The sequence below is a fragment of the Streptomyces sp. NPDC047525 genome, from assembly GCF_040643025.1.
Lineage (GTDB): Bacteria > Actinomycetota > Actinomycetes > Streptomycetales > Streptomycetaceae > Streptomyces > Streptomyces durmitorensis.
The window spans coordinates 182031-206832 of sequence record NZ_JBEYTL010000007.1 but is presented as its reverse complement, the minus strand read 5'-3'; the positions used below and the strand labels follow the sequence as shown (position 1 = coordinate 206832).

At 71.6% G+C, this 24802-nt stretch carries 21 protein-coding genes; 10 read left to right on the top strand and 11 right to left on the bottom strand.

The window, feature by feature from the left end; all coding sequences use genetic code 11:
- Positions 1–35: 35 nt before the first annotated feature.
- Complete coding sequence (locus tag ABZ833_RS21900; protein WP_361049657.1) at positions 36–1310, top strand: ABC transporter substrate-binding protein; 1275 nt, start codon at positions 36–38, stop codon at positions 1308–1310.
- Between the two features lie 45 nt (positions 1311–1355).
- Here the strand turns inward: ABZ833_RS21900 and ABZ833_RS21895 are convergent, their stop codons facing one another.
- Together ABZ833_RS21895 and ABZ833_RS21890 are read right to left on the bottom strand one after the other, a co-directional pair.
- Positions 1356–3344 carry a hypothetical protein gene (locus tag ABZ833_RS21895; RefSeq protein WP_361049090.1) on the bottom strand — a complete coding sequence of 663 codons (1989 nt, stop codon included), beginning with the start codon at positions 3342–3344 and terminating at the stop codon, positions 1356–1358.
- 273 nt (positions 3345–3617) lie between these two features.
- A complete protein-coding gene (locus tag ABZ833_RS21890; protein ID WP_361049088.1) occupies positions 3618–5006 on the bottom strand; it encodes a transcriptional regulator in 1389 nt (462 codons plus the stop codon).
- A gap of 298 nt (positions 5007–5304) precedes the next feature.
- On the opposite strand from ABZ833_RS21890, the gene ABZ833_RS21885 reads away from it, so the two are divergent.
- From ABZ833_RS21885 to ABZ833_RS21875, 3 genes are all read left to right on the top strand, one after another.
- A complete protein-coding gene (locus ABZ833_RS21885) occupies positions 5305–5952 on the top strand; it encodes a bifunctional DNA primase/polymerase (protein WP_249589286.1) in 648 nt (215 codons plus the stop codon).
- A 105-nt stretch (positions 5953–6057) separates the two neighbouring features.
- Positions 6058–6852 carry an ABC transporter ATP-binding protein gene (locus ABZ833_RS21880; RefSeq protein ID WP_361049085.1) on the top strand — a complete coding sequence of 265 codons (795 nt, stop codon included), beginning with the start codon at positions 6058–6060 and terminating at the stop codon, positions 6850–6852.
- Entirely contained in the window at positions 6849–8456 is a 1608-nt protein-coding gene (locus ABZ833_RS21875; protein WP_361049083.1) for a transporter, read from the top strand. Before ABZ833_RS21880 ends, ABZ833_RS21875 begins: the two co-directional genes overlap by 4 nt.
- Positions 8457–8746: 290 nt before the next feature.
- Here the strand turns inward: ABZ833_RS21875 and iscB are convergent, their stop codons facing one another.
- Positions 8747–10402: an RNA-guided endonuclease IscB gene (iscB, locus tag ABZ833_RS21870; RefSeq protein ID WP_361049081.1), complete on the bottom strand. Its 1656-nt coding sequence runs from the start codon at positions 10400–10402 to the stop codon at positions 8747–8749.
- Positions 10403–10776: 374 nt separating this feature from the next.
- On the opposite strand from iscB, the gene ABZ833_RS21865 reads away from it, so the two are divergent.
- Positions 10777–12150 (top strand): PAS domain-containing protein, encoded by a 1374-nt coding sequence (locus ABZ833_RS21865; RefSeq protein ID WP_361049079.1) that lies wholly within the window; start codon positions 10777–10779, stop codon positions 12148–12150.
- A 297-nt stretch (positions 12151–12447) separates the two neighbouring features.
- Here the strand turns inward: ABZ833_RS21865 and ABZ833_RS21860 are convergent, their stop codons facing one another.
- From ABZ833_RS21860 to ABZ833_RS21845, 4 genes are read right to left on the bottom strand one after another with little or no spacing between them, the layout of a single operon-like run.
- Entirely contained in the window at positions 12448–13665 is a 1218-nt protein-coding gene (locus tag ABZ833_RS21860; protein ID WP_361049077.1) for an ABC transporter permease, read from the bottom strand.
- Entirely contained in the window at positions 13662–14363 is a 702-nt protein-coding gene (locus ABZ833_RS21855; RefSeq protein WP_361049075.1) for an ABC transporter ATP-binding protein, read from the bottom strand. Before ABZ833_RS21855 ends, ABZ833_RS21860 begins: the two co-directional genes overlap by 4 nt.
- The gene (locus ABZ833_RS21850; protein ID WP_361049073.1) at positions 14360–15427 is read right to left on the bottom strand and encodes a peptidoglycan-binding protein; all 1068 of its coding nucleotides are present in this window, start codon (positions 15425–15427) and stop codon (positions 14360–14362) included. The genes ABZ833_RS21855 and ABZ833_RS21850 overlap by 4 nt, the downstream gene beginning before the upstream one ends.
- Entirely contained in the window at positions 15424–15906 is a 483-nt protein-coding gene (locus ABZ833_RS21845; RefSeq protein ID WP_249589279.1) for a hypothetical protein, read from the bottom strand. Before ABZ833_RS21845 ends, ABZ833_RS21850 begins: the two co-directional genes overlap by 4 nt.
- A 131-nt stretch (positions 15907–16037) precedes the next feature.
- Between ABZ833_RS21845 and ABZ833_RS21840 the strand changes: the two genes are divergently transcribed.
- Both ABZ833_RS21840 and ABZ833_RS21835 read left to right on the top strand, forming a co-directional pair.
- Entirely contained in the window at positions 16038–16706 is a 669-nt protein-coding gene (locus ABZ833_RS21840; protein ID WP_361049071.1) for a response regulator transcription factor, read from the top strand.
- Positions 16707–16792: 86 nt separating this feature from the next.
- The gene (locus ABZ833_RS21835; RefSeq protein WP_361049655.1) at positions 16793–17962 is read left to right on the top strand and encodes an ATP-binding protein; all 1170 of its coding nucleotides are present in this window, start codon (positions 16793–16795) and stop codon (positions 17960–17962) included.
- Here the strand turns inward: ABZ833_RS21835 and ABZ833_RS21830 are convergent.
- A complete protein-coding gene (locus tag ABZ833_RS21830; protein ID WP_249589277.1) occupies positions 17950–18714 on the bottom strand; it encodes an SIS domain-containing protein in 765 nt (254 codons plus the stop codon). The two genes, ABZ833_RS21835 and ABZ833_RS21830, sit on opposite strands and share 13 nt — an antisense overlap.
- Before the next feature lie 228 nt (positions 18715–18942).
- Here ABZ833_RS21830 and ABZ833_RS21825 point away from each other — a divergent pair, with 228 nt between their 5' ends.
- Together ABZ833_RS21825 and ABZ833_RS21820 are read left to right on the top strand one after the other, a co-directional pair.
- Positions 18943–19635: a metal-dependent transcriptional regulator gene (locus ABZ833_RS21825; protein WP_249589276.1), complete on the top strand. Its 693-nt coding sequence runs from the start codon at positions 18943–18945 to the stop codon at positions 19633–19635.
- Positions 19636–20329: 694 nt separating this feature from the next.
- Positions 20330–21193, top strand: coding sequence for an alpha/beta hydrolase (locus tag ABZ833_RS21820; protein WP_361049069.1), 864 nt, complete (start codon positions 20330–20332; stop codon positions 21191–21193).
- Positions 21194–21237: 44 nt separating this feature from the next.
- On the opposite strand, the gene pdxH is transcribed toward ABZ833_RS21820, so the two are convergent.
- The gene (gene pdxH / locus ABZ833_RS21815; protein WP_361049653.1) at positions 21238–21894 is read right to left on the bottom strand and encodes a pyridoxamine 5'-phosphate oxidase; all 657 of its coding nucleotides are present in this window, start codon (positions 21892–21894) and stop codon (positions 21238–21240) included.
- Positions 21895–22271: 377 nt separating this feature from the next.
- Here pdxH and ABZ833_RS21810 point away from each other — a divergent pair, with 377 nt between their 5' ends.
- Positions 22272–23372 carry a citrate synthase 2 gene (locus tag ABZ833_RS21810; protein WP_361049067.1) on the top strand — a complete coding sequence of 367 codons (1101 nt, stop codon included), beginning with the start codon at positions 22272–22274 and terminating at the stop codon, positions 23370–23372.
- 93 nt (positions 23373–23465) lie between these two features.
- Here the strand turns inward: ABZ833_RS21810 and ABZ833_RS21805 are convergent, their stop codons facing one another.
- Together ABZ833_RS21805 and ABZ833_RS21800 are read right to left on the bottom strand one after the other, a co-directional pair.
- Entirely contained in the window at positions 23466–24068 is a 603-nt protein-coding gene (locus ABZ833_RS21805) for a TetR/AcrR family transcriptional regulator (RefSeq protein ID WP_361049065.1), read from the bottom strand.
- Positions 24056–24790: an enoyl-CoA hydratase family protein gene (locus ABZ833_RS21800; protein ID WP_361049063.1), complete on the bottom strand. Its 735-nt coding sequence runs from the start codon at positions 24788–24790 to the stop codon at positions 24056–24058. Before ABZ833_RS21800 ends, ABZ833_RS21805 begins: the two co-directional genes overlap by 13 nt.
- Between the last annotated feature and the right edge of the window lie 12 nt (positions 24791–24802).

Genomic DNA, 24802 nt, shown 5'->3' with positions numbered 1-24802 from the left:
CCATGGTTGGCACTGCGGCGGAATCGTGCATGACCATGCCCGTCTCGCGACGCACCTTGCTCCCCCGCCCCTCCAAGACCGCATCCCTCACCGCGACCGCCCTGGTGGCGGCGTGTGCGTCCTTGACCACCGCGTGCGGGGTCATCCCTGGATCCACGGGGGGATCCAGGGAGGACCCCGTGACCGTCATGACCTGGGCCCCCGAGAAGACCAAGGCGACCAACAAGCCCGGCATCCCCGCGATGGCGCAGGCCTACGCGCGCTGGGTCAACGCGAACGGCGGGCTCGACGGCCACAAGCTCAAGGTCATCACCTGCAACGACCACAACGACCCGGTGGGCGCCGCCGACTGCGCCCGCAAGGCGGTCGACCTGGAGGTCTCGGCCGTCGTCGGCTCCTACAGCCAGCACGGCCAGTCCTTCCTCTCGCCCCTCCAGGTCGCCGGAATCCCCTACATCGGCGGATACGGCGTCACCGACGAGGAGTTCAGCAGCCCCCTGTCGTACCCCGTCAACGGCGGCGAACCGGCGCTCATGGCGGGCAACGGCCGCCAGCTCGCCGCCCGCTGCGAGCGCGTCTCCCTCGTACGCCCCGACACCATCGCCGGCGACGATCTCCCCAAGCTCCTGGACGCGGGCCTCGCCGAGGGCCACCGCAAGCCCTCCTCCGACATACGGGCGTCCGAGGACGGCACCGACTTCACGTCCCAGGCCGAGCAGGCACTGGAGCGCGCGGGCACCGGCGGCTGCGTGACCGCGGCGCTCGGCGAGCGCACGGACACGTTCTACGACTCCTACCGGCGCACCGAGGACGCGTACCCGCCCGCGAAGATCTCCTCCGTCCTCGGCAGCGTCGACCAGTCCCTCATCGACCGCACGGGCGGCGGCAACGGACCGTACGAAGGCGCCTACATCACCGGCTGGTACCCGGCGGCGAGCGACGCCCGCTGGGACGAGATGCGCGAGGCCATCCGGCAGCAGGCCTTCGGCGACAACCGGATCGACCCGACGGACGCGGGCGTGCAGACGACGTGGATCGCCTACACCGTCCTGAGGCAGGCCGTCGAGTCGCTCGACGGCGGCGAGGTCTCGGCGCGGACGCTGCGACGGGCACTGGACCAGGGGCTCAAGGTCCAGACGGGCGGACTCACTCCCACCCTGAGCTGGCGCTTCAAGGACATGCTCGCGGCGAGCGACTTCCCGCGCCTGGTCAACGCGAACGTCACGTTCCAGACGGTGCGCGACGGCCGCCTGGCACCGGCCCGCAAGGGGTTCGTGAACGTGTCGAAGACCCTGGAACGGGTGCGGTAACCCGCACCCGGACCCCGAGCGGCCCGCGCGCGGCCCGCGCCCGCCCTACAGCTGCGACTTGTCGCGCGTGGTGAGGCCGTACTGCTTGGCGATGGCGTTCCACAGCCCGGCCGCTTCCTGCTTGGCCGTGGTCGCCTCACCGCTCGACTTGTTCGCGGCGACCGCCTGCGGTGTCGTGCGCGCGTGGCCCTTCTTGCAGCCCTTCTTGCCCGCGACCTGCCCCGCCCACGCGGCGTAGTGGTTGTCGGCCGCGGCGGACGCCTTCCAGGCCTTGGTGAGGGAAGCGGTCAGCTGGGCGTTGGCGGGCAGCTTGTCCACGGAGAGCTGCGAGAGGCGCGTGACCAGGCCGTTGCGCTGCTTGGCCGCGTTGCGCAGATCGGTGGCCGACTGGCTGAGGTTGGCGCACTTGCCGACGTTGCGTACGGCGCCGATCACCGAGTCACGGCTGTTGTTGCTGTCGGCGAGGAGCTTGTCCAGGGCGACGGCCTGCTCCTCGGCGGGGTCGACGGAGGGCGAGGGCTTCTCGTCGGCGGGTGCGGACTCGGAGACGGTCTGGGGGCTGTCCTTCTCCTCGTCACCGCCGCCGCCGCTGAGCAGGGCTCCGGCCCCGACGCCGATCACGGCGATGGCGACACCGGCCGCCACGAAGATCGGCACCTTCGACCCGGTGCGTCCCCCGCCGCGCGGCGCGGGAGCGGCGGCAGCGGCACGGCGCGCGGCCCTGCCCCCACCGTCGCCGTGGCCGTGGCCGTGGGCGGCGGTCTGCGGCGGCTCGAAGCGGGGCATCTGCTGGGTCGAGGCGGGGCCTTCGGGCTCCGGCTGCTCGGTACGGAAGAGACTGTCGAACTCGGCGGGCGGCTGCCGGTCGCCCGGGGCGCCGGGCCGTATCCCGAAGGGTGCCGTGCCGGGCTCGGCAGGCACGGGGGCGATGAACTGCGTGGGCTCGTTGTCGGAACCGGCCGCCGGGGGCATGGGCGCGCCCGGCATGGGCGAGCGTCCCAGGAACTGCGTGGAATCCCCTGCGGGCGCCTCGGGCGGCAGGGCTCCGGGGGCCACGGGAGGTATGTACTGCGTGGCGCCTTCGTCGACGCCCGCGCCTGCGCCGGGCATCGCGGGTATGTACTGCGTCGCGTCCGCGTCACCCGGGGCGGCGGGCGGCAGCGGCGCGAGGCCCCCTGCGACGGGCGGCAGCGGCGCGAGGCCCCCTGCGACGGGCGGCAGCGGCGCGCCCCCACCGGAACCGCCGGGGGGAAGCTGACCGGCCTGCGCGGCCGGAGGGAGCTGCCCTGCCTGCGCGGCGGGCGGAAGCTGCCCCGCCTGACCGGCCTGCGGAAACGGCTGCCCAGCCTGTCCGGGGTGTCCTTGCTGCCCCTGCTGCCCCTGCTGCCCGGGGTACGCGGCGTCGGCGGGCTGCCCGGCATGGGCTCCGCCCGCCTGCTGTCTCGCGTGCGCTCCACCCGCGGGCTGCCCCGCGTGGGCCCCGCCCGCGCCCGGTCCCGCGTAGGACCCGTCTGCGGCGGGCTGCCCCGCGTGCTGACCGCCCTGAGCGTGCCCCGCGTGCTGACCACCCGCGTACGGCCCGCCCTGAGGCTGGCCCGCGTACGGCCCGCCCTGGGGCTGCTGCTGCGCGTACGGGTCGCCCGCGCCCTGCTGCGTCCCGTACGAGGCCCCGTACGCGTCCGCCTGACCTCCGTACGCGGCGCCCGAGGGCTGGCCCCCGTAAGAAGCGTCCTGCGGATAGCCATAGCCCTGCTGCTGCGTGCCCTCGGCGGGCAGCGGGGTGCCCGCGCCGTACGACTGCTGCTGGCCCGCGGCGGAGTCCCACGCCTGGCCGGAGCCGGGCTGCGGGTCCGCGGGGGCCGGGCCCCACGGCTGGCCCCAGGGGCTGCCGCCCGCGGGGGCCACGTGGTCGCCGGTGGTGCCGGGCATCAAGGGCTCGCTTCCGTCGGCAGGCAGCACGATGCCTTCGTGCGCGTGCCGGTCCGCGGGATGCGGATCGGAGGAAGCGGCGCCCTGCCCGCTCTGCTGCGTCACCGGGACTCCTACGAATGGGGGACCTACGGAACCGTCGGCTCACGCTACCGGGTCGCCACAGCCGTCTGCCACGCAGCTCAAACCTCCGTCGCCGCTTCAATCGCGGAAGTAACAAAAGCTCTCCGCGAAACGCTGATTACGTCACCGGGAAGGACCGATCGCGTACGGGAGTTGGCTGTTCACGGTACGGAAAGGGCGGGGACGGGCCACGTTCACCGGTGCGCGACACACATCACAAACCCTTCACGCACCCGCGCCCGGTCCCGCACCCCTTCACGCCGCCTGGACGTCCATCCGCGCCCCGAACTCCCGCACCACCGGCTCCTCGCGGTACGGCTGGAGCCGCTGCTGGAAGTCCTCCAGGTACTCGGCGCCGCGGTTCGACCGCAGCGTGCCGAGGAGTTCGACCGCCTTCATGCCCGTGTGGCACGCCTGCTCGACGTCCCGGCGCTGCACCTGCGCCGTGGCGAGCAGGACCAGGCCGATCGCCCGCCGCCGCGCCCGCGTCTCGGGATGCCCCGCGAGGGACTCCTCCGCGCTGCGCGCCGCCGCGTCCGCCTGCCCCAAGTCACGGTGACAATGAGCCAGTTCATCGGCCAGATACGCATGGTCGAAGTGCCGGATCCACACCGGGTCGTCGCCCGAATCCGTCTCCCCGGCCGCACGGTCCATCGCCTCGACCGCCCGGCCCGCCACGACCTGCGTGGAGCGCCCGTCCCCGAGCAGCGCGTGCCCCCTGGCCTCGGCGGCGTAGAACATGGCCTCCGCGCGCGGGGTGACCCGCCCGCGCGTCCCCTCCTGGGCCGCCCGCGCCAGCTGCGCGATCTCCCTCGGATTTCCGAGTTGGGCCGCGAGATGGCTCATGGACGCGGCGAGCACATACCCGCCGTACCCCCGGTCCCCGGCCGCCTGCGCGAGCCGCAGCGCCTGGATGTAGTAGCGCTGGGCGAGGCCCGGCTGGCCCGTGTCCACCGCCATGTACCCGGCGAGCTCCGTCAACCGCGCGACGGCGGCGAACAGTTCGCGTCCCACCGCCTCGCGGTACGAACCGGCGAGCAGCCCCGAGACCACGCTGTTCAGGTAGTGCACGACCACCGGCCGCACATGCCCGCTGCCGTACTGGTGGTCCAGCTGCGTCAGCGCCTCCGTCATGGCCCGCACCGCGGCCACGTCACAGAGCCCGACCCGCGGCCCGGCCATCCGGCCGACCTGCGAGTCCGGGGACGAGATCAGCCAGTCGCGGCTCGGCTCGACGAGCGCGGACGAGGCGACGGACGAACCGGACAGGAAGTCCCGCCGCCCCACGTCGCTGCGCCACAGCTCGCAGACCTGCTCGATGGCGCCGAGCACGGTCGGCGAGAACTGCAGACCGACGCCGGAGGCGAGGTTCTTGCCGTTCGCCATCCCGATCTCGTCGATGGTGACCGTCCGGCCCAGCTTGCGGCCGAGTGCCTCCGCGATGATGCCGGGCGCCCTGCCGCGCGGCTGCTGACCGCGCAGCCACCGGGCGACGGACGTCTTGTCGTAGCGCAGATCGAGACCGTGCTCCGCGCCGCACATGTTGACCCGGCGGGCAAGGCCCGCGTTCGAGCAGCCCGCTTCCTGAATGAGTGCCTGCAGCCTTTCATTGGGCTGCCGCGCGACGAGCGGCCTTGCGGCCATGGCGTACCCCCTGATGTGCACCGTGGTTCATCTGGTCGGAGGGGCCGGAATCAGCCACCCCAGATGATCAATGCCCTTGGAACAAACGGAAGATGCACCACAAACGGACGATAAGTCGGCAACTGGGCATCTTCGGAGTGCCACAGCCTTGGCTACCCGCACATGGAACCCATTCCCCATGCGCGCCCCCGCCCGTGCACCCATGCGCCCCACATGCAGGATCGATGCTCCGCCCCCGCGCACGCGCGGGCCGTAACCGTAGGTGGCGGGCGGAGTTGAGAAGTCCGTGGAAGAGACCATGGGAGTCACGTCAGCCGCGCACATCCCGAAGCAGCGCGGAGAATCCTTGCTGGACACGGCCGTGCGATACGCGGAAGAGCGCCACTGGGACGTGTTCCCGGGGACGTGGCTCGAGTCCGTCGAGGGGGCCGAAATCTGCTCGTGCGGTGACACCGCGTGCACGACACCCGGTTCGCACCCGGCGCGCGAGGACTGGGCCACGCAGGCGACGGGCAGCGCGACCGTCGCGAGGCGGCTCTGGTCCAAGCAGCCGAAGTCGTCGATCCTGCTGCCGACGGGCCGTACGTTCGACGCCATCGACGTGCCGGAGACGGCCGGGTTCCTCGCGCTGGCCCGCATGGAGCGGATGGAGCTGACGCTCGGGCCCGTGACGTGCACGCCCGACCGCCGGATGCAGTTCTTCGTCCTGCCCGGCGCCACCGCGAAGGTGCCCGACCTGGTACGCAAGCTGGGCTGGCCGCCGGCCGCGATCGACCTCGTGGCGCTCGGCGAGGGGGCGTACGTGGCAGCGCCCCCGACCCGCTTCGGCGCGTCGGGCGCCGTGCAGTGGGCGTGCCGCCCCACCGCGGCGAACCGCTGGCTCCCGGACGCGGAGGAGATCATCTCCCCGCTGGCTTACGCCTGCGGGCGCGAGGCACGGAGGTAGACCTCACGGGGGCGCAAAAGCCGGACGGGCTGGAAATCCAGCCCGTCCGGCTTTTGTCACCCTCGCCGACGTATCGTGCGGCAACGGCGACGAAAGGCGGGCACCGTGACCGAGGCAGCACCGGCGGAAGCACCCGCCGCAGTACGGGTGCAGGGGCTGTGGAAGGCCTTCGGCCAGCAGATCGCCGTCGCCGGGATCGATCTCACCCTCCCCGCGGGCAAGTTCATCGGCCTCGTCGGCCCGAACGGCGCGGGCAAGACCACCACCCTGTCCATGGTGACCGGCCTCCTCCGACCCGATCAGGGCACCGTGGAGGTCGTCGGCCACGACGTATGGACCGACCCCGTCCAGGTCAAGGCCCGCATCGGCGTCCTGCCCGAAGGCCTGCGCCTCTTCGAGCGCCTCTCGGGGCGCGAACTCCTCGCGTACACCGGACGCCTGCGCGGGCTGCCCGGCGACGAGGTCGACAAGAGAGCGACCCAGGTCCTGGACGTCCTCGACCTCGCCGGCGCCCAGCACAAACTGGTCGTCGACTACTCGACCGGCATGCGCAAGAAGATCGGGCTCGCCGCGGCCCTGCTCCACAACCCCGAAGTCCTCTTCCTGGACGAGCCCTTCGAGGGCGTCGACCCGGTGTCCGCCCAGACCATCCGCGGCGTCCTGGAGCGCTACACCGCGTCCGGGGCGACGGTCGTCTTCTCGTCGCACGTCATGGAACTCGTCGAATCGCTCTGCGACTGGGTCGCCGTCATGGCGGCAGGACGCATCCGCGCGCAAGGCACCCTCGCCGAGGTGCGCGGCGCGGCACCGTCCCTTCAGGAAGCGTTCCTCGAACTGGTCGGCGCGGGCGGCCGGGACACCGGCTCGCACCTCGACTGGCTGGGCGGCGGCACCCGATGAGCACGGCCCCTTCCCAGGCCCCGTCCCCCTCGATCACTCCCGTCTTCGTACGGCTGAAGCTCTCGCTCCTGCGCAACGGCCTGCACCAGTCGACCGGACGCCGCGCCGCCTACATCGCGTCCGTCGCCGCCGCGCTCCTCGTCGCCGCTCTCCAGCTCCTCGGCCTGATCGCCCTGCGCGGCAACGAACACGCCGCCACCGTCTCCGTCCTGCTCACCGCCGTGCTCGCGCTCGGCTGGGCGGTGATGCCGCTGTTCTTCCCCAGCGGCGACGAGACCCTCGACCCCACCCGCCTGGTGATGCTGCCGCTGCGCCCCCGGCCACTGGTGCGCGCGCTCCTCGTGGCGTCCCTGGTGGGCATCGGGCCGCTCTTCACCCTCTGCCTCGCGCTCGGCGCCGTGATCTCCCTCGCGCACGGTGCGGCGGCGGCCGTCACCGGGGTCCTCGCCATCGCGCTGACCCTGCTCGTCTGCGTGGCCCTCGCGCGGACCGTCGCCGCCGCCAACATCCGCCTCCTGACCAGCCGCAAGGGACGTGATCTGGCCGTTCTGAGCGGCCTGGTCATCGCGGTCGGCGCGCAAGTCGTCAACTTCGGTGCACAGCGGCTCGGTTCGTCGGGGCTCTCGCAGCTCGACCCGGCGGCGGACGTCATCCGCTGGATCCCGCCCGCGTCGGCCATCGGCGCCGTCGACTCGGTGAGCGAGGGCGCGTACGCCACCGGGGTCGCCCAACTCGCCCTGAGCGCCGCAGCCCTCGCCGCGCTCCTGGCCCTCTGGCAGCGCAGCCTCACGCACCTGATGACGACCCCCGACGGCTCCACGCTCGCGGCCGCGGAACCCACCAAGGCCCGCTCGGCGCGCGGCCTGGGCACACTGCTGCCCGGCGGACGCACCGGCACGGTCATGGAGCGCAGCCTGCGCTACGTGTGGCGCGACCCGAAGACGAAGGCGGCCTGGGTGACGTCCCTGGCCATCGGCCTGATCGTGCCGCTCTTCAACGCCCTCCAGGGCACGGGCTCGATCTACTTCGCGTGCTTCGCGGCCGGGATGCTCGGCGTCCTGATGTACAACCAGTTCGGCCAGGACACCTCGGCGTTCTGGATGGTCGCGATGACGATCTCGTCGACGTACGACGCGTACATCGAACTCCGCGCCCGCGCCCTGGCACTCCTCGCCATCACCCTCCCCTACGCGACGCTGGTGACGGTCATCACGGCATCGGTGCTCGGCGACTGGAAGGGCCTGCCGGAGGGACTCGGGCTCTCCTTCGCCCTGCTCGGCGCGATGCTGGCGACGGGCGCCTGGTCATCGGCCCGCTTCCCCTACTCGATCCCGCAGGAGGGCTACAAGAACGTGGCCCCCGGGCAGGCGGGCCTGGCCTGGATCTCGATCTTCGGCGGGATGGTCGCGGCGGCCCTGCTCTGCGCCCCGGTGCTCGCCTTCACCATCTGGCTGCACGTCTCGGGCGCGAGCGACTGGTCCTGGGTGCTGCTGCCGCTGGGCGGGGCCTACGGAGCGGTGATCACGTACTTCGGTCTGCGGCTGGCGGCGCCGAGGGTGGCGCGGCGGCTTCCGGAGATCCTGACGGCGGTCAGCAGGGGCTGAGGGCCGCTGACCGTGCGGGCCGCCCCTGGAACGCAGACGACCCGCGAGCCGTGGTTCCCGCCGTACGAGACGGCGGGAAGCCGGCCGGACTCACCGGCGGCTCGCGGGTCGGGTGACTGCTTGGGATTGGGCCGGTTGCACGCACATCACACGTGCTGGTCCGGCGCCGAAATCGAGTTGCGACGACGGGCCACTAGCCCGCAGTCACCTCACGCGTCCGGTTTCCATACATCTGCCGAACCACCTCCTCTCCGTGATGAGTCACAGCCTAGGAACCGGGCCAGCTCGACTCAACCGGTTTTTCGAGAAGGCTGCGGGACGGGCTCCTGCCGTACGTCGTAGGCGTATCCGTCGCCGCGCTGAAGCAGCCGCAGATTCCGGTACGAGACGCCGAACCGTCCTGTCGGTGAGGTGAGGGTGTGCTGCCCTCTGGCCCGTACCGTGATGCGTCCCTTCCAGGTGCCCGCCCACTTGCCGGTGGGCACCGTCGCCCGTACGAGATCCCCGGTGACGTATCCGAAGTGCTGCTTGGTCCGCGCCCGTCGAAGTCGGGGAAAGCCGAAGCGGTCAGGGGTGGTGCGGGCGTAGGAGCCACGTCCAGTGGCTTTCACCACCAGCACACGAGCGGGCACTCGGACGATCCTGCCGCCGTTCTCACGATCCAGGTCGCCGACGGCGAGGGCGTCGATGGTGTGGGTCTTGGCGAGCCCCATGGCCGTGCGGTTCCGTTGCGTACGGCCGCCCGGCCAGGAACGCACTGGTCGCCCGAGAAGGCCCAACGCTTCGATGAGCTGCCGACGGGTCGCGTTCATGACGGCAGCGTCACGCAGCGGGGGCCGGGTCTGAGCAAGGATCTCCGCCAGGCGATCCGGCCGGTGGGCGAGGAATTCCGCGACGGACGTCTTGCCCTTGGCCTGGTTGCAGGGGACGCAGGCCGGCACCAGGTTGGTGATTCTGCTGGAGCCGCCTCGGCTGCTGGGGTGGATGTGGTCGGTGTTCAGGGGAACGCCAGTGGCTCCGCAGTAGGCGCAGGCTCTGCCCCAAGCGGCCACCAAGTACGCGCGGGCGTCAGTCCCGGCGAGTCTGCCGTTCTGATGCTCGGCTCCCCTGAGCTGTTTGCCCGTACTCATGGAGTGGGTGTCGAACGCGACGTCTTCCACGTGAACCTCGGTGACCGGCGCGTACCGGCAGAAGCGATTCACGAGGGACAGGGTGGTGTCGACGCGGTGGCGCAGTGACGGGGGGAGCCATCCCTCCGGGCGGCTGCGGTTGTTGCTTCTCGGAGCTCGGTGGCGGAGGTTCACGGATCGCCGTCTGCTCCGGTACACGGCGCGCCGCTTCATGCAAAGCCGGATCTGATCGCCCCGGTGCCGGAGTTCGGCTGTCACCAGACCCCGGCGCACGAGGACGGCTTCCCCACGATCGCAGATTTCCGTCTTCACGTCCGTGAGCGCGAAGCCAGTCGCCTTGGACCCGGGATCGATGCGCAGCTGCACACCATCGACCTCCGAGTCGGCGCGCATACGGTCCTTGAGCCGGATGGTGAACGGAATTCGCCGATGCACGACAGCTCGTCCGTTGGTGAGCAGTTCGCGAGCGCGAGCGGGGTGGCATGGCATCAACGGCCGTCCGTCTCTGGCGAGTACGAAGACTCTGCTCGCGCCGACGCCTCCGGTGTACGTGTGGTCCGTGGGGGCGTCACCGCTCCCGAACTCTGCCGTCTCCACCGCCACAGCGGCTGATTCGGCGTGACGCCGACGGGGTCTGACGCGATGCCCGCCGGTCTCCCCTCGCCCATGTTCCCCGCCGGTGCCCGCCGCGGTGGCGGGGAGTCCGTGAGCCGTTTCGTCCGTGCTCCTGCGGGTGTCTGCTCTCACGGATTCCAGTGCGGGCTGCTGAGGAAGCACAGCCCGGTGGGTCTGCTCGCCTACGGGAAACGTAGTCATCGAAGAGCGCCTTCCTTCGACCTGGTGGTCTTGATGACTCGGGCTGGTCACTCGGCCTGTCCGCGGGGCGGAACGGGCTCCGGGCGTGAGCCGAGGAGCGAGTGACCCTTCGTGTGTACATCGCCGACGCTAGTGATCACCCATCTCGTGAAGAGCCGGATCGCTCAAGGTCAGCTATTTGTGCGAATCTTTGGACGTGCGTCTGATTTCTGACATCGCGTCCGCTCCCCACGGTTCGCGGGCAACGATTTCGTCGAACTTCTGGGAAGTGCCTGTGGGCTGCGTCACGTTCGAGTTGAATGATCTGACGTGCGGTACATGCGGAACTCGCAGAACATGCAGCTCATGAGGACACGGCCTGCAGGGGGTGCCAGGTGAGTGCTTCCCGGCGTAGCGGAACCACCGACGAGCTGGGGCCTGAAGAGCCCGAGCCCGGTGGGGCCGAATTGCTCGCGGCATTGCTGGACGGGATGGACGCCGCCTTGTGCGCGTTCGACGCCGACGGGGTGGTGACGCACTGGAATCGTGAGGCCGAGCGGATTCTCGGGTGGTCGGCGGCCGAGGCCGTCGGGCGGCAGGGGTTCGCGGGCTGGGCGGTGCGGACCGCCGACGCGGAAGAGGTCGAGGCGCGGCTTCTGTCGGCCATGGAGGCGCACGGCCGTCAGGTGCACGAGTTCGCGCTCCTGACGAAGGACGGCGGGCGGGTGCTCGTGCGGACCCAGTCCGCCGCCGTGCGGGGCGGGGACGGGAAGCCGGCCGGTGTGTACTGCGCGTTCAGCGAGGTCCATGCGCAGATCGACCTGGAGCGGTCCATCGCGCTGAGCGAGGCGCTGTTCGAGAACGCGTCGTGGGGTGTGGTGCTCGTCGACGCCGATCTGCGTCCCGCCGTGGCGAACGAACACGCGGCGCGGGCCCTGGGGATGGGGCGTACGGCCTTGCTGGGGCGCCCCCTTGGGGAGTTGCTCGGGCAGGGCGTGGAGGAGCTGGAGAGCGCGCTGAGCCATGTGCTCGCGGAGGGGGCGCCGCCCGCGCCTGCCGAGATGTGGGTGTCCGTGCGGGCCACGGAGAGCGGTGAGCCGGAGCGGCGGTGCTGGCGCAGCGGCTTCTTGCGGCTCGCGTCGCCGCTCGCGGAGGAGCCGGTGCCGCTGGGGGTCGGCTGGCTCTTCACTGACGTGACGGAGGCCAAGCAGACGGAGCAGGACGCGGCGCAACTGCGCTTCCGTTCGCAGCAGTTGCACCGGGCCGCGCGGGCCGCGGGCGAGTGCGAGGACCCCACGGAGGCGGCGACGGTCCAGCTGGACTTCGCGCTTGCCGGGTTCGCCGACCACGCGTTGATCGACCTGGTGGCGGGTGACGGGGAGCCGGTGCGCCTGATCCGCGTCGCCGCGACGCCTGCGGGCGCTCCGGGTCCGTGTCTGCCGGTGGCCAAGGCGGGCCTTCCCGTCCGCTATCTGGAGGGCCACCCGGCCCCGCAGTGCGTGGACCGGGTGGGTTCCGTACGGGCCAGCGCGGGCACCGCGCCGCCGGAGCGGGCCCGGGAGTGGGCGGCGGCCAGGCAGTGGCCTGAGGACTCCGTCCACGCCCTGTGCACGGTGCTGCGCAGCCGGGGGCGGACGCTGGGCGTGGTGACGTTCCTGCGGGGCGCGAGCCGCACCCAGTTCGAACGGGCGGACGCGACGTACGCGGAGAGCGTCTCGGCGAGGGTTGCGGCCTCGCTTGACCTGGCGGGGGTGCTGGACGCGGGCTGAGTTCCCCTGCGGAGGGGGGGTGTGCGGGCGGGTGTTCAAGGCCGCCGCTTCGCGCCAGGGGCAAGCGCGTTGCCTAACGGTGGGCGGGTGTTCAAAGCCGCCGCTGCGCGGCGGATCTTTCCCGCCCACCCACCCGATTGCCCAGCGGCGGATGATCACCCACCCGACGCACCGCGGGGTGCTCGGGTGGGTGGGTGGGGAGAATCCGCCGCGAAGCGGCGGTCCAGGCCGTCCACCGCCGGGTGCTCGGGTGGGTGGGCGGGGGATATCCGCCGCGAAGCGGCGGTTCAGTCGCTCCTACGCCGCATGCAATGCCAGCGTCGGCGAGAGCCGCGCCGCCCGTACCGCCGGGTACAGCCCAGCCACCGTGCCGATCACCAGCGTCGCCCCGAAGCCCCCGCTCACCGCCCACAGGGGGACCACCCAGGGGAGCCCGCCCGACACCGCGTACGCGCCCGTCGCCGCCGCGCCCAGGGCGATTCCCGCAAGGCCGCCGAGGCCGGACAGCATCAGGGACTCCGTCACGAACTGGATCCGGATCTGCCCCTTCGTCGCGCCCATCGAGCGGCGCAGACCGATCTCGTACCGGCGCTCCAGGACTGAGATGATCATGGTGTTGGCCACCCCCACGCCCCCCACCAGCAGGGCGATTCCGCCCAGCCCCAGCAGCAGCGTCGAGAACGCTCCCTCTGTCGCCGCCTTCGCCTTGAGCGCCGACGACGGGTCCGTCACCTGGACGTTCCGGGGGTTCTCCGGGTCGATCGAGGCGGCGAGCAGGCTCCGGACCTCGTGCACCGAGGCGTCGGTGGAGCGTTCGTACACCGACGTGGGGCGGCCGTCGAAGCCGAGCTCGCTCTTGGCCGCGTCCCAGCCCACGAGGGCCGAGCGCTCCACGTCGGGCGAGAGCGGCAGCGGGTCGAGGATGCCGACGACCGTGAAGTAGCGGTCGTCCACCCATACTTGCTGGCCCGCCTCCGTGATGCCGAGGCGGTCGGCCGCGACGTGGCCGAGGACGATCGAGGGGTAGCGGCTGTTGGCCGCGTTGAACCACGTACCGTGCCCCATCTCGCCGCGCAGCACCTTCAGCAGGCCCTCGGTCGTCGCCCTGACGGCGATGCCGCCGGTCTCGTCCTCGGGGATCTTCTCGCTGCGCCGCACGGTGCGTTCGAGGTCGCCGGTCGCGCCGACGTCCCGTACGCCCTTCACCCGGGAGACCCGCCCTGCCGCGTCACGCGGGAGCACCACCTTCTCCCCGGAGAACAGGGGCTCCCCCGGCGCGGCCACCAGCATGTTCGTGCCCAAGTCGTCCAACTCACGCATCAGTTGGGCCTTGCTCGACGACGAGATGCCCACCACCGCGATCATCGTGGCGATCCCGATGGCGATCCCGAGCGCCGACAACACGACCCGCACGGGGCGGCTGCGCAGCCCCGCCGAGCCGACGTGCAGGACGTCCCGGGGCCCGAGCCGCGCCGCCTTCAGGCGCGGGTTGCCGACCTTCTTCGTACGGATCATCCGGCGAGCACCCCCTGGCCAACGGCGGCGCGGGTATCCGCCACCACCTGCCCGTCCCGGATCCGCACCTGCCGCGGAAGTCTCTCCGCGATCTCCGCGTCGTGCGTGATGACGGCGATGGTCGCGCCCTCCGCGTTGAGATCGTGGAGCAGCTCCATCACCGCCTCGCCGGACGCCGAGTCCAGCGCCCCGGTCGGCTCGTCGGCCAGGAGCAGGTCCGGCGCCCCGACCACGGCGCGCGCGATGGCGACGCGCTGCTTCTGGCCGCCGGAGAGTTCGTGCGGGCGGTGCTTCATGCGGTCCGCGAGGCCGACCCGGTCGAGGGCCTCGGCGGCCCGCGCGCGGCGTTCCCCGCGCGAGAGGCCCGAGTACAGGAGCCCCTCCGCCACGTTGTCGCGCGCGCTGATCCCCGGCACCAGGTGGAACGCCTGGAACACGAAGCCGATGTGCCGTGCGCGCAGCGCGGAGAGGCTGCGGTCGGCGAGCGTCGCGACGTCGTGGCCCGCGATGGCCACCGAGCCCTCCGAGGGGCGGTCCAGCGTGCCGATGATGTGCAGCAGCGTCGACTTGCCGGACCCGGAGGGGCCGACGATGGCGAGGAGTTCGCCCTCCTCCACCCTCAGGTCCACGCCGCGCAGGGCGGTGACTCCGCCCGGGTACTCCTTGGTGACCCCGGCCAACTCCACGACGGCGCTCATATCTTGGGCACCCCGACCTTCATGCCGTCCCGCAGTCCTCCCCCGGTCACCTCGACCCGGCCCTGCCCGAACATGCCGAGCTCGACCTTCACCTGGCGGGCGCGGCCGTGCTCGACGACCTGGACGCCGTAGCCGCCGCCGGGCAGGGCGAGGAGGGCGTTGACGGGGACGGAGAGCACGTCCTTGCGGGTCTCTCCGGTGAGGTTGACCGTCACCGGGGACTGGTCGAAGCCGTCGACCTTGCCGGGGTCGTCGAAGGAGACCGTCACCGGGATCTTGGGGGTCTTGTCGGCAGGGTCGTCGCCCGGCTTGGCGGTCTTGCCGACGGACGCGACCTCGCCCTTGGCGGTCGAGCCGTCCGGCAGGTCCACGGTGACCTTGGTGCCCACCTTGGCGAGCTTCCCCTCGGCGACGTCGAGCTGGAAACGTACGACGCGCTCGGAGCCCGTCGTGCTGAGCACCGGCTTGCCCGGGGCGACCTGGTCGCCGACGGCCGAGTCGGTGGACTTCACGCGGACGCCGCCCGGCGAGAAGGCGATCTGCTCGGGGCCCACGCGCCCGGTCTGCTTCTGGTCGTGCGCCTTCTGCCACTGCTTGACCGCGGCGGCCGTACCCGCCGTGTACTCGTCGTCGACGGCGAGCCCGGCGCCGTACCCGAGCGCCTGGAGGTTCTCCTCCAGCTGCCGTACGTCGTTGCCCTCGTCGCCGGTCTTCAGCGTGCGGTACATGGGTTCGGTGCCGTACATGAGGCGCACCGGGACGCCGTTGACCTCGTACAGGCGTCCGTCGCGCTCGATGGTCGAGCCGTTGCCCGTGGACCAGGTGAGGGTGCCGGTGGTACCCGCGTTGACCTTGCGTTCCTTGGCGTAGCCGAGGGTGCCGTCGCTCTGGGTGCCGCTGCTGAGGTCGCCGCGCTCGACGGCTGCGGTGGCGGGCGGGAGTCCGGCGTCCGCTTGCGTGGACCGGTCCTTGCCGTTGTCGGCGAGCGCGGTGACGGCGACGCCTCCGCCGGTGATGGCGAGCAGGGCCACGACGGTGGCGACGACGGCGGTGCGGCGCCTCACGCGACGATGTCCTTGCACGCCTTGGCGGCCTTCTCCATCTTCTTGGCCTCGGCGCCCTCGGGCATCTTCTGGGCTTCCATCGCGCCGCCGTCGAACTTCGGGTCGGGCATGTTGAAGCCGTTCTCGCGCATGCACCGGGCGTACTTGAGCATCTTGTCCTTGTCGGCCTGCGAGACCTTGCCGCCGCCCGCGCCGCCGCCCTTGGTGCAGGCCTTCAGGGCGGCCTGCATCTTCTCCTTGCTCATGTCGCCGCCGATGGTGACCCCGTTGGTGTCCCCGCCGGCCTTGGGCTCGGGCACCTTGAGGCCGTGCTTGCGCAGGCACTCGCGCTCCTTGAAGGCGGCGTCGGCCTGCTTGCCCTTGCCGCCGTCGGCCTTGTCCTGGCTGCTGTCGCCGCCGCCGGACGAGCAGGCTCCGGCGAACAGGGCGAGTGCGGCGAACCCCGATGCGATGGCCGTTGAACGCGTACGAGTCCTCATGACGTCCCCTCACTGGTCGCGTAGTCGCGTTGTCACGTCGACGCGCACAGGCTGGCGGGAAGGGAGGTTTCGTTTCTCTCAACGGAGACGCTTACACCGACGAAAGGTGCACTTCAGGTACACAGGGCCGCATGCGCGTACTGCTGGTGGAGGACGAGGAATTCCTGGCCGAGATGATCGCCGACGGGCTGCGGCGCGACGCGCTCGCGGTCGACGTCGCGGCCGACGGCCTGACGGCGCTGCGCAAACTCCAGCTCGGCGAGTACGACGTCGTCATCCTGGACCGGGACCTGCCGGGCCTGCACGGCGACGAGGTGTGCCGCAGGGTGGTGGGGCAGCGGCTGCTCACGCGCGTCCTGATGCTGACGGCGTCGGCCACGATCAGGGACCGGGTCGCGGGCCTGGGCCTGGGCGCCGACGACTACCTGACCAAGCCCTTCGCGTACGACGAGCTCCTCGCCCGCGTCCTGGCCCTCGGCCGCCGCACGCGCCCCGCGCTGCCGCCCGTCATCGAACGCGCGGGCCTGGTCCTGGACACGGCCCGCCGCCAGGCGAGCCGCGACGGCCGCCATCTGTCGCTCTCCCGCAAGGAGTTCGCGGTCCTTGAGGCGCTGCTGCGGGCGGAGGGCGCGGTGGTCAGCGGCGACGACCTGATCGAACAGGTCTGGGAGGAGGACACCAGCTACCGCACGAACGCGGTCCGCGTCACCCTCTCCAAGCTCCGCACCAAGCTGGGCGATCCCCCGGTGGTGGAGACGGTCCCTGGCGCGGGCTACCGGATCACGGGCTGGTCGGCGTGAGGCGCTTCGGTCCGGGGGACGGGCGCGGGTTCCGCATCGGCGGCCTCAGCAGCGAGCGCGGCCGCCTCACCGCCCTCTACGGCGGCATGCTCGTCCTGGCGGGGGCGCTGCTCACCGGCCTCGTCTACTTCCTCGTACGACAGGGTCTGTACTCCTCGATCAGTACCGCCGTCACCACCGCCGTCCCCGGCCGGAAGCTGAGTCCGCCCTGGGTGATGCCCACCCCGGCCGAGTCCGCGTCGCCGGTCAGGGCGACGCCTCTGGAGAGCTTCTCGGCCGACGACGTCACGCAGGGCCTCGCCGTGACGAAGATCAGCGATGTGGCCGAGCAGGCGGCCCTGAGCCGGCTCCTGACCGTCTCCGTCATCGTGCTGTTCGTGTACGCGGCGCTGTCCATCCTGCTCGCCTGGTGGATGGCGGGCCGCGTGCTGCACCCCGTGGCCGTGATCACCGGCACCGCGCGGCGCCTGTCCGGCGAGAACCTGCACGAGCGGATCGCGCTCGACGCCCCGCCCGGCGAGCTGAAGCAGCTGGCCGACACGTTCGACGAGATGCTCGGGCGGATAGAGCAACTGGTCAGCGCGCAGCAGCGGTTCGCCGCCAATGCCGCGCACGAGCTGCGCACCCCGCTGGCCGTGCAGCGGGCCGCCGCCGAGATCGGTCTCGCGGGTGAGCCCGACGCACGGCAGGTGGCCCGGATCCGTACGAAGCTCATCTCCGTGGCCGACGACAGCGAGCACCTGATCGAGGGGCTGCTGCTCCTGGCCACGTCGGAGCGGGGCCTTGAGCGCAGGGAGACCGTCGCGCTCGACGTCATCGCCGACGCGGTGACGGAAGGGCTCGCGGGACAGGCCGCCGAGCGGGACGTCACGCTCTCCCTGCACGCCGAGCCGCTCACCGTGTACGGCGACGGGGTGCTCCTGGACCGCCTCGTGCACAACCTGGTGGCGAACGCCGTGCACTACAACGTCAAGGGCGGCCGGGTCGAGGTGCGCACGGGCCCCGGCGGCATCGAGGTCACCAACACCGGCCCCGCCGTCCCGCCGGACACCGTCCCGCACCTCTTCGAGCCCTTCCGGCGCCTGCGGGAACGTACGCATGCGAGGGGGGAGGGTGCGGGCCTCGGGCTGTCCATCGTCGAGGCGATCGCCCGCGCACACGGCGCACAGGCGACCGCGGAGGCGAACGCGCGGGGAGGCGGGCTCAGCGTGCGGGTGCGCTTTCCCACGGGCCCGCAGGAGCCTCAGCGGCGGTAGAAGATCCGGTCTCCGTACTCCTCGAAGACCTTGCCGTTCCAGTCGTGCCCGCCGTCCACGTTCCCGGACCGAAGCACCGGCGGCTCGACGCCCCGCGCGGCCAGCAGCTCGACGGCGGTCGCCGTCATCGCCTGCATGATCGTGTTCGCGACCACGCTGGAGGCGGGACCGAAGGGCGCCCCGACCGAGTCGAGGCTGAGCTCCGCGTCGCCGAGGGCGATCTTGGAGTCGATCACGACGTCGCAGTGGTCCTTCAGGAAGGTGCCGGACACGTGCCGCGACTTCGTCTCCGTCGCGTACGCCACCGACGTCACGCCGATGACCTTCAGGCCGAGTGCGCGGGCGTTCATCGCCATCTCCACGGGCAGCGAGTTCCGCCCGGAGAGCGAGATGATCACGAGTGCGTCGCCGGGGCGGGCCGGCGAGGAGTCCAGGACGGCGCCCGCGAGCCCGTCCACCCGCTCCAGGGCCGAGCCGAGCGTGGCGGGCATGACGTCGATGCCGACGACCCCGGGGACGGCGAGGAGGTTCATCAGGGCGAGGCCGCCCGCGCGGTAGACGACGTCCTGCGCGGCCAGCGAGGAGTGCCCGGCGCCGAAGGCGAAGAGCCTGCCGCCCGCCTCGACCGCGTCGGCGAGGAGCGTGCCGGCCGCCTCTACGTTCCCGCCCTCCTCGTCGCGCACGCGGCCGAGCAGGCCGATCGCGGCGTCGATGTACTGACCGGCCAGCTTGCTCTCGCTTTTCGAGCCCATGCGCCGAGGAACCTTTCCGGGTACGTATGTCCTGTACGTATTCACTGCACGTGTTTCCCGTGTGCCGCGGATCACGTTGCGGTCTGGACCAGTGCCCTGTCAATACGGCCCGAGCACCCCGTCAAGACCGTCTGGACCGGGTTTTCCCCCGGCGCGATCCGGTTGTCAGTGGTATGCGTCAGAATTGAGGGCAGGGCCGGCCGCACGAGAGAAATCTGAGGGGCACCCATGTCGGGGCTTATTGACACCACTGAGATGTATTTGCGCACCATCCTCGAGCTGGAGGAGGAAGGTGTGGTCCCCATGCGCGCCCGGATCGCCGAGCGTCTCGACCAGAGCGGGCCGACGGTGAGCCAGACGGTCGCGCGCATGGAGCGCGACGGCCTGGTGGCGGTCGCCAGCGACCGGCACCTGGAGCTGACCGAGGAGGGCCGCAGGCTCGCCACCCGCGTGATGCGCAAGCACCGCCTGGCGGAGTGCCTCCTCGTCGACGTGATCGGCCTGGAGTGGGAGCAGGTCCACGCGGAGGCGTGTCGCTGGGAACACGTGATGAGCGAGGCCGTGGAGCGCCGCGTCCTTGAGCTCCTGCGCCACCCCACCGAGTCTCCGTACGGCAACCCGATCCCGGGCCTGGAGGAGCTGGGCGAGAAGGACAGCGCCGACCCGTTCCTGGACGAGGGCATGGTCTCCCTGGTCGACCTCGACCCGGGCGCGGAGGGCAAGACCGTCGTGGTGCGCCGCATCGGCGAGCCGATCCAGACGGACGCGCAGCTGATGTACACGCTGCGGCGCGCGGGCGTGCAGCCCGGCTCCGTGGTGAGCGTGACGGAGTCCGCGGGCGGGGTGCTCGTGGGCAGCAGCGGTGAGGCCGCGGAGCTGGACGCGGAGGTCGCTTCGCACGTCTTCGTCGCCAAGCGCTGAGGGTCCGCAGGACCGGGCGATGACGTCCACACCCCCGGGCGACGGCGGAATCCGGCTCCCGTTACCGGGAGTTCGCGTCAACTAGCGGTAACTGTTGGGCAGTTGTGAAGACTCCTGGATCGAATGGGGTCCAAGATTCAGTGTGCGGAATCGCAGCGCCCGGACGTTTTGCGTGCGAGGCTGTCGCGAGAGGCATATGACCTGAAGGCTCTTGACCGTGTCGGCGCCGGGTCTGGCTGCCACGGCCGTGGGAGGGGGCAGGAGGATGTGCCCATCTGGTGAGCGGGAGCGCGTGGGCGAGCGGTGCACATCGGCACGTCCCGCGCGTGCGTGCACGGTGGCGCGCCCTGCACGTCCATGCACCTCGGCACGTCCTGTGCGCGCGTGCGCATCGGCACGCCCTGTGCGTACAGAGGGCCCCGGCGCCCTTGAGCGCCGGGGCCTGTCCTCCCCTGTTCTGACCCGGAGCCCCGAGCTCCCAGGGTCATCCCCCTCGGACCGTTTTCCCCGAGCGGCCCGCCTCCCGATGAAGATCTCCCCTCGGCAGCGGCGGCCAATCCTTGAGCGTGGTCACTCGAATGAGGGGTGTTGCCGGCGATCTGGCCGCTTTCGAAAAAGAGTTCGATAGCGTGCGGGGGTGCGTGACAGAACCAGGCGTTCAGCCCGAGAGGATTCAAGGGGGGTGCCAGGAACCATGGTGCGGCGCATTGACGTGACGGGCGCGGGTGGCGTACGCCTTGCCGCCTGGGAGTTCGCCGATCCTCCCAAGTCCAGGGAGACCGACGGATCACCCGGAGGCGTCCTGTTACTGCACGGCCTGATGGGCCGTGCATCGCACTGGGCGGGCACCGCCCGCTGGCTCGCCGAACGGCATCGCGCGGTCGCACTCGACCAGCGTGCGCACGGGCAGAGCGACAAGCCCCCCGAGGGCCCCTTCACCCGCGACGCCTACGTGGACGACGCCGAGGCCGCGCTCGTCCAGCTGGGCCTCGCCCCCGCCGTCCTCATCGGCCACTCCATGGGCGCGCTCACCGCCTGGCAGCTCGCCGCGAAGCGCCCCGATCTCGTCCGCGCCCTGATCATCACCGACATGCGGGCCTCCGCACTCGGCGCCGCTTCGCAGCGCGAGTGGGAGGACTGGTTCAGGGCCTGGCCCGTGCCCTTCGCCACGCTCGCCGACGTACGCAAGTGGTTCGGCGAGGACGATCCCTGGGTCGAGCGGCCCAATCCATCGCGCGGCGAGTTCTTCGCCGAGGTGATGACCGAGGGCCCGGACGGCTGGCGCCCCGTCTTCGACCGCGACCAGATGCTGAAGTCCCGCGAGACGTGGGTGTACGACGCGCACTGGGAGGACCTGACCCAGGTCCAGTGCCCCGCCCTGGTCGTCCGCGGCCTTGACGGCGAGCTGGGCCGTGCCGAGTCCCAGGAAATGGTCCGCGTGCTGCCCCGCGGGGCGTATGCGGAGGTGGCCGACGCGGGCCACCTGGTGCACTACGACCAGCCGGAGGCCTGGCGCGAGGCGATCCAGCCGTTCCTGGACGGGGTCCTGACGGGGTAGCGCCCCGGGCCGCGCTCACGGACTGAGGCGCCCCGCGGCCGCGCTCACGGACTGAGGCGCTCCACGGTCCAGCCGTCCTGCTCGGCGGGTACGTACCGCAGGCGGTCGTGCAGGCGATTGGCCCTGCCCTGCCAGAACTCGACGCTCTGCGGCTCCACGCGGAAGCCGCCCCAGTGCGGAGGCGCGGGCACCTGCTCGCCCTCCGGGTAGCGCGCCTCCAAGTCGGCGTAACCGCGGTCCAGTTCATCGCGCGTGGCGATGACCGAGGACTGGGCGCTGGCCCAGGCGCCGAGCTGGGAGCCGTGCGGGCGGGTGCGGAAGTACGCCACCGTCTCCTCGCGGGCGACACGCCGCGCCGTGCCCGTGACGATGACCTGGCGGGCCATCGGGTGCCAGGGGAAGAGCAGCGCGATGTTCGGGTTCTCGGCCAGTTCGCGGGCCTTGCGGGACTCGTAATTGGTGAAGAAGACGAAGCCGCGCTCGTCGAAGCCCTTCAGCAGGACCGTGCGCGAGCTGGGGCGCCCTGCGGTGTCCACCGTCGAGACGACCATGGCGTTCGGCTCGTGGAGCAGGCCCGCTTCGGCCGCGGCGAGCGCCTGCGTGAACCAGAGGGCGAAGAGCTCGACGGGCGTGGCGGGCAGCCCTGTCTCGACGAGTCCGTCCAGGCCGTAATGGGCCCGTATGGCGGCGGGATCGGACACGGAGGAGGCGGCGGACGAGGATCCTGCGGCGTCTGCTGCGGAGGCGGCGGCTCGATCGGTCACGCGGTCATCTTGCCGTATACGAAGAGTCAGCCGGGGGCCGTCGTGCACCACGGGGAGGTGACGTGTGGCACTGAGTGCCGTATGCCATCGCCAAGGGTGGCACCAAGGGATATCGTTCCGCTGCCGAATCGGTTGGGTGACCACCAGCCGGGCGGGGCATCACCGGGGTGACCGATCCGGACCGCGAGTCGAAAGCCGGAAGCCATCGACGTACCGGCAGACCGCGGAACCGGACCGCGAATGCCCACTTCTGACACATGGTCACGAGCTGTCTGTCACCACCATCTGTCGTACACATCACGAGGAGCCGCCTGATGTCCGACTTCGTACCCGGACTTGAGGGAGTCATCGCGTTCGAGACGGAGATCGCCGAACCGGATAAGGAAGGCGGCGCGCTTCGCTATCGCGGCGTCGACATCGAGGATCTGGTCGGCCACGTCTCCTTCGGCAACGTCTGGGGCCTGCTGGTCGACGGCGCGTTCAACCCCGGCCTGCCGCCCGCCGAGCCGTTCCCGATCCCGGTGCACTCCGGTGACATCCGCGTCGACGTCCAGTCCGCCCTTGCGATGCTCGCCCCCGTGTGGGGCCTGAAGCCGCTCCTGGACATCAGCGAGCAGGAAGCCCGCGACGACCTGGCACGGGCCGCCGTCATGGCCCTCTCGTACGTCGCCCAGTCCGCCCGCGGCCAGGGCCTGCCGATGGTGCCGCAGCGCGAGATCGACAAGGCCGACACGGTCGTCGAGCGCTTCATGAAGCGCTGGCGCGGCGAGCCCGACCCCAAGCACGTCCAGGCCGTCGACGCGTACTGGACGTCGGCCGCCGAGCACGGCATGAACGCGTCCACGTTCACGGCCCGCGTCATCGCGTCGACGGGCGCGGACGTGGCGGCGGCCCTGAGCGGGGCCGTGGGCGCGATGTCCGGGCCGCTGCACGGCGGCGCCCCCTCCCGGGTCCTCGGCATGATCGAGGAGATCGAGCGGACGGGGGACGCGGTCGCGTACGTGAAGCAGGCGCTGGACAAGGGCGAGCGCCTGATGGGCTTCGGGCACCGGGTGTACCGGGCCGAGGACCCGCGTGCGCGGGTCCTGCGCCGTACGGCGCGCGAGCTGGGCGCTCCTCGCTACGAGGTGGCCCAGGCGCTGGAGAAGGCGGCGCTGGACGAGCTGCACGCACGGCGCCCGGACCGCGTCCTGGCGACGAACGTCGAGTTCTGGGCCGCGATCGTCCTCGACTTCGCCGAGGTGCCCGCGCACATGTTCACGTCGATGTTCACGTGCGCGAGGACTGCCGGGTGGTCGGCGCACATTCTTGAGCAGAAGCGAACGGGACGCTTGGTCCGGCCTTCGGCCCGGTACGTGGGGCCGGGGACGCGGGATCCTCGTGCGGTGGAGGGGTACGGGGACATCGCGAGGTAGGGATTTCTTCGCCGGACGGGCTGAAGACAGCCCGTCCGGCGTTTGAGGACGAACTCGGCGAAGCCGGTGATGACGGCCGCCAAGGCCCCCGAATCAGTTCTCCAGCGCCCCCTCCACCAGCACCGTCCACTGCGCCACCACCCTCTCCCGCCGGGCCCCGTCGTCCGTCAGGAGATTCGCCAGACCGAGGCCTCGGGCCATGTCCAGGAGACCCTGGATGGTCTCCCGGACCCCGGGGCGGGACTCGTCCGCCCCCAGCAGCTGCACCGCTATCCGGTGCGTCTCCCGCCCCACCCGCGCCTCCAGCTCCGTCACCCGCGACCCGAGCTGAGGCTCGTTCGACGCCGCCACCCACAGATGCAGCGCCGCCCGGAAGAGCGGGCCCGTGTAGAGGTCCACCAGAGCCGCCACCACCGACGCCCGGTCCTGCGCCGGAAGCTCCCGCAACGCCGTGGACCGCTGCTCGGCCACGTACTCCACCGCCGCCGTGAAGAGGTCCTCCCGCGTCGGGAAGTGATGCTGGGCCGCCCCCCGCGAGACACCGGCCCGCTCGGCGACCACGGACACCGTGGACCCCGACCAGCCGCTCTCGGCGAGGCACGCCACCGCCGCCTCCAGGAGCCGCTGCCGCGTCACGCGGCTGCGGTCCTGCTTGGGCGAGCGATCGGCGCGATCAGCCGCGGTCACAGCACCCATGGGCACTCCCGTCGTTCAAGGAACGCCCCCATCCCATCGCGCGCCTCCGCCGAGGCGAAGAGCCGCGCGGACAGGGCGATGAGGGAGTCCGTGTGGTGGTCGAATGCGTCGAGCACCCTAGCCGTGAGCAGCTTCTTCGTCTCGGCCAGGGCCTGAGGAGCCGCCTTCCGCACCCCTTCGAGCAGGGGCGAGAGCTCCCCGTCCGCGTCATCCCCCGCCACCGTCACCAGACCCACCCGCGCCGCCTCCGCCCCGCCGAACCGCTCTCCGGTGAGGAAGTAGCGGGACGCCGCGCTCGGGTCGAGCCGGGCGAGCAGCGGCATGGAGATGACCGCGGGCGCCACCCCGATCCGTACCTCCGTCAGCGCGAACGAAGCCCCCGGCCCCGCGACCGCCATGTCGCACACGCCGAGCAGGCCGAGCCCGCCCGCCCGCACATGCCCGTCCGCCCGCGCCACCACCGGCTTCGGCAGCTCCACGATCTGCCGGAGCAGCGCCACGAAGACGGCCGGGTCCGGCGGCTCCCGCAGGTCGGCGCCCGAGCAGAACGTCGAGCCGGTGTGCGTGAGAACGACCGCGCGTACGTCCGGGTCCTTGCCGCAGTCGTCCAGCGCCTCCGCGAGCCCGTGCAGGAGACCCGCCGAGAGCGCGTTGCGGTTGGCGGGTGTGTCCAGGGTGAGCGTGACGATGCCGCGCTCCGGGGGCGTGTACACAAGTCCCATGGGTCCTCCAGG

Bases quoted from the DNA above. Each gene is read 5' to 3' on its own strand.
- ABZ833_RS21900 (WP_361049657.1), top strand. From the start codon at position 36: ATGCCCGTCTCGCGACGCACCTTGCTCCCCCGCCCCTCCAAGACCGCA.
- ABZ833_RS21890 (WP_361049088.1), bottom strand. From the start codon at position 5,006: ATGGCCGCAAGGCCGCTCGTCGCGCGGCAGCCCAATGAAAGGCTGCAG.
- ABZ833_RS21885 (WP_249589286.1), top strand. From the start codon at position 5,305: ATGGGAGTCACGTCAGCCGCGCACATCCCGAAGCAGCGCGGAGAATCC.
- ABZ833_RS21875 (WP_361049083.1), top strand. From the start codon at position 6,849: ATGAGCACGGCCCCTTCCCAGGCCCCGTCCCCCTCGATCACTCCCGTC.
- iscB (WP_361049081.1), bottom strand. From the start codon at position 10,402: ATGACTACGTTTCCCGTAGGCGAGCAGACCCACCGGGCTGTGCTTCCT.
- ABZ833_RS21860 (WP_361049077.1), bottom strand. From the start codon at position 13,665: ATGATCCGTACGAAGAAGGTCGGCAACCCGCGCCTGAAGGCGGCGCGG.
- ABZ833_RS21855 (WP_361049075.1), bottom strand. From the start codon at position 14,363: ATGAGCGCCGTCGTGGAGTTGGCCGGGGTCACCAAGGAGTACCCGGGC.
- ABZ833_RS21845 (WP_249589279.1), bottom strand. From the start codon at position 15,906: ATGAGGACTCGTACGCGTTCAACGGCCATCGCATCGGGGTTCGCCGCA.
- ABZ833_RS21840 (WP_361049071.1), top strand. From the start codon at position 16,038: ATGCGCGTACTGCTGGTGGAGGACGAGGAATTCCTGGCCGAGATGATC.
- ABZ833_RS21835 (WP_361049655.1), top strand. From the start codon at position 16,793: ATGCTCGTCCTGGCGGGGGCGCTGCTCACCGGCCTCGTCTACTTCCTC.
- ABZ833_RS21830 (WP_249589277.1), bottom strand. From the start codon at position 18,714: ATGGGCTCGAAAAGCGAGAGCAAGCTGGCCGGTCAGTACATCGACGCC.
- ABZ833_RS21825 (WP_249589276.1), top strand. From the start codon at position 18,943: ATGTCGGGGCTTATTGACACCACTGAGATGTATTTGCGCACCATCCTC.
- ABZ833_RS21820 (WP_361049069.1), top strand. From the start codon at position 20,330: ATGGTGCGGCGCATTGACGTGACGGGCGCGGGTGGCGTACGCCTTGCC.
- ABZ833_RS21810 (WP_361049067.1), top strand. From the start codon at position 22,272: ATGTCCGACTTCGTACCCGGACTTGAGGGAGTCATCGCGTTCGAGACG.
- ABZ833_RS21805 (WP_361049065.1), bottom strand. From the start codon at position 24,068: ATGGGTGCTGTGACCGCGGCTGATCGCGCCGATCGCTCGCCCAAGCAG.
- ABZ833_RS21800 (WP_361049063.1), bottom strand. From the start codon at position 24,790: ATGGGACTTGTGTACACGCCCCCGGAGCGCGGCATCGTCACGCTCACC.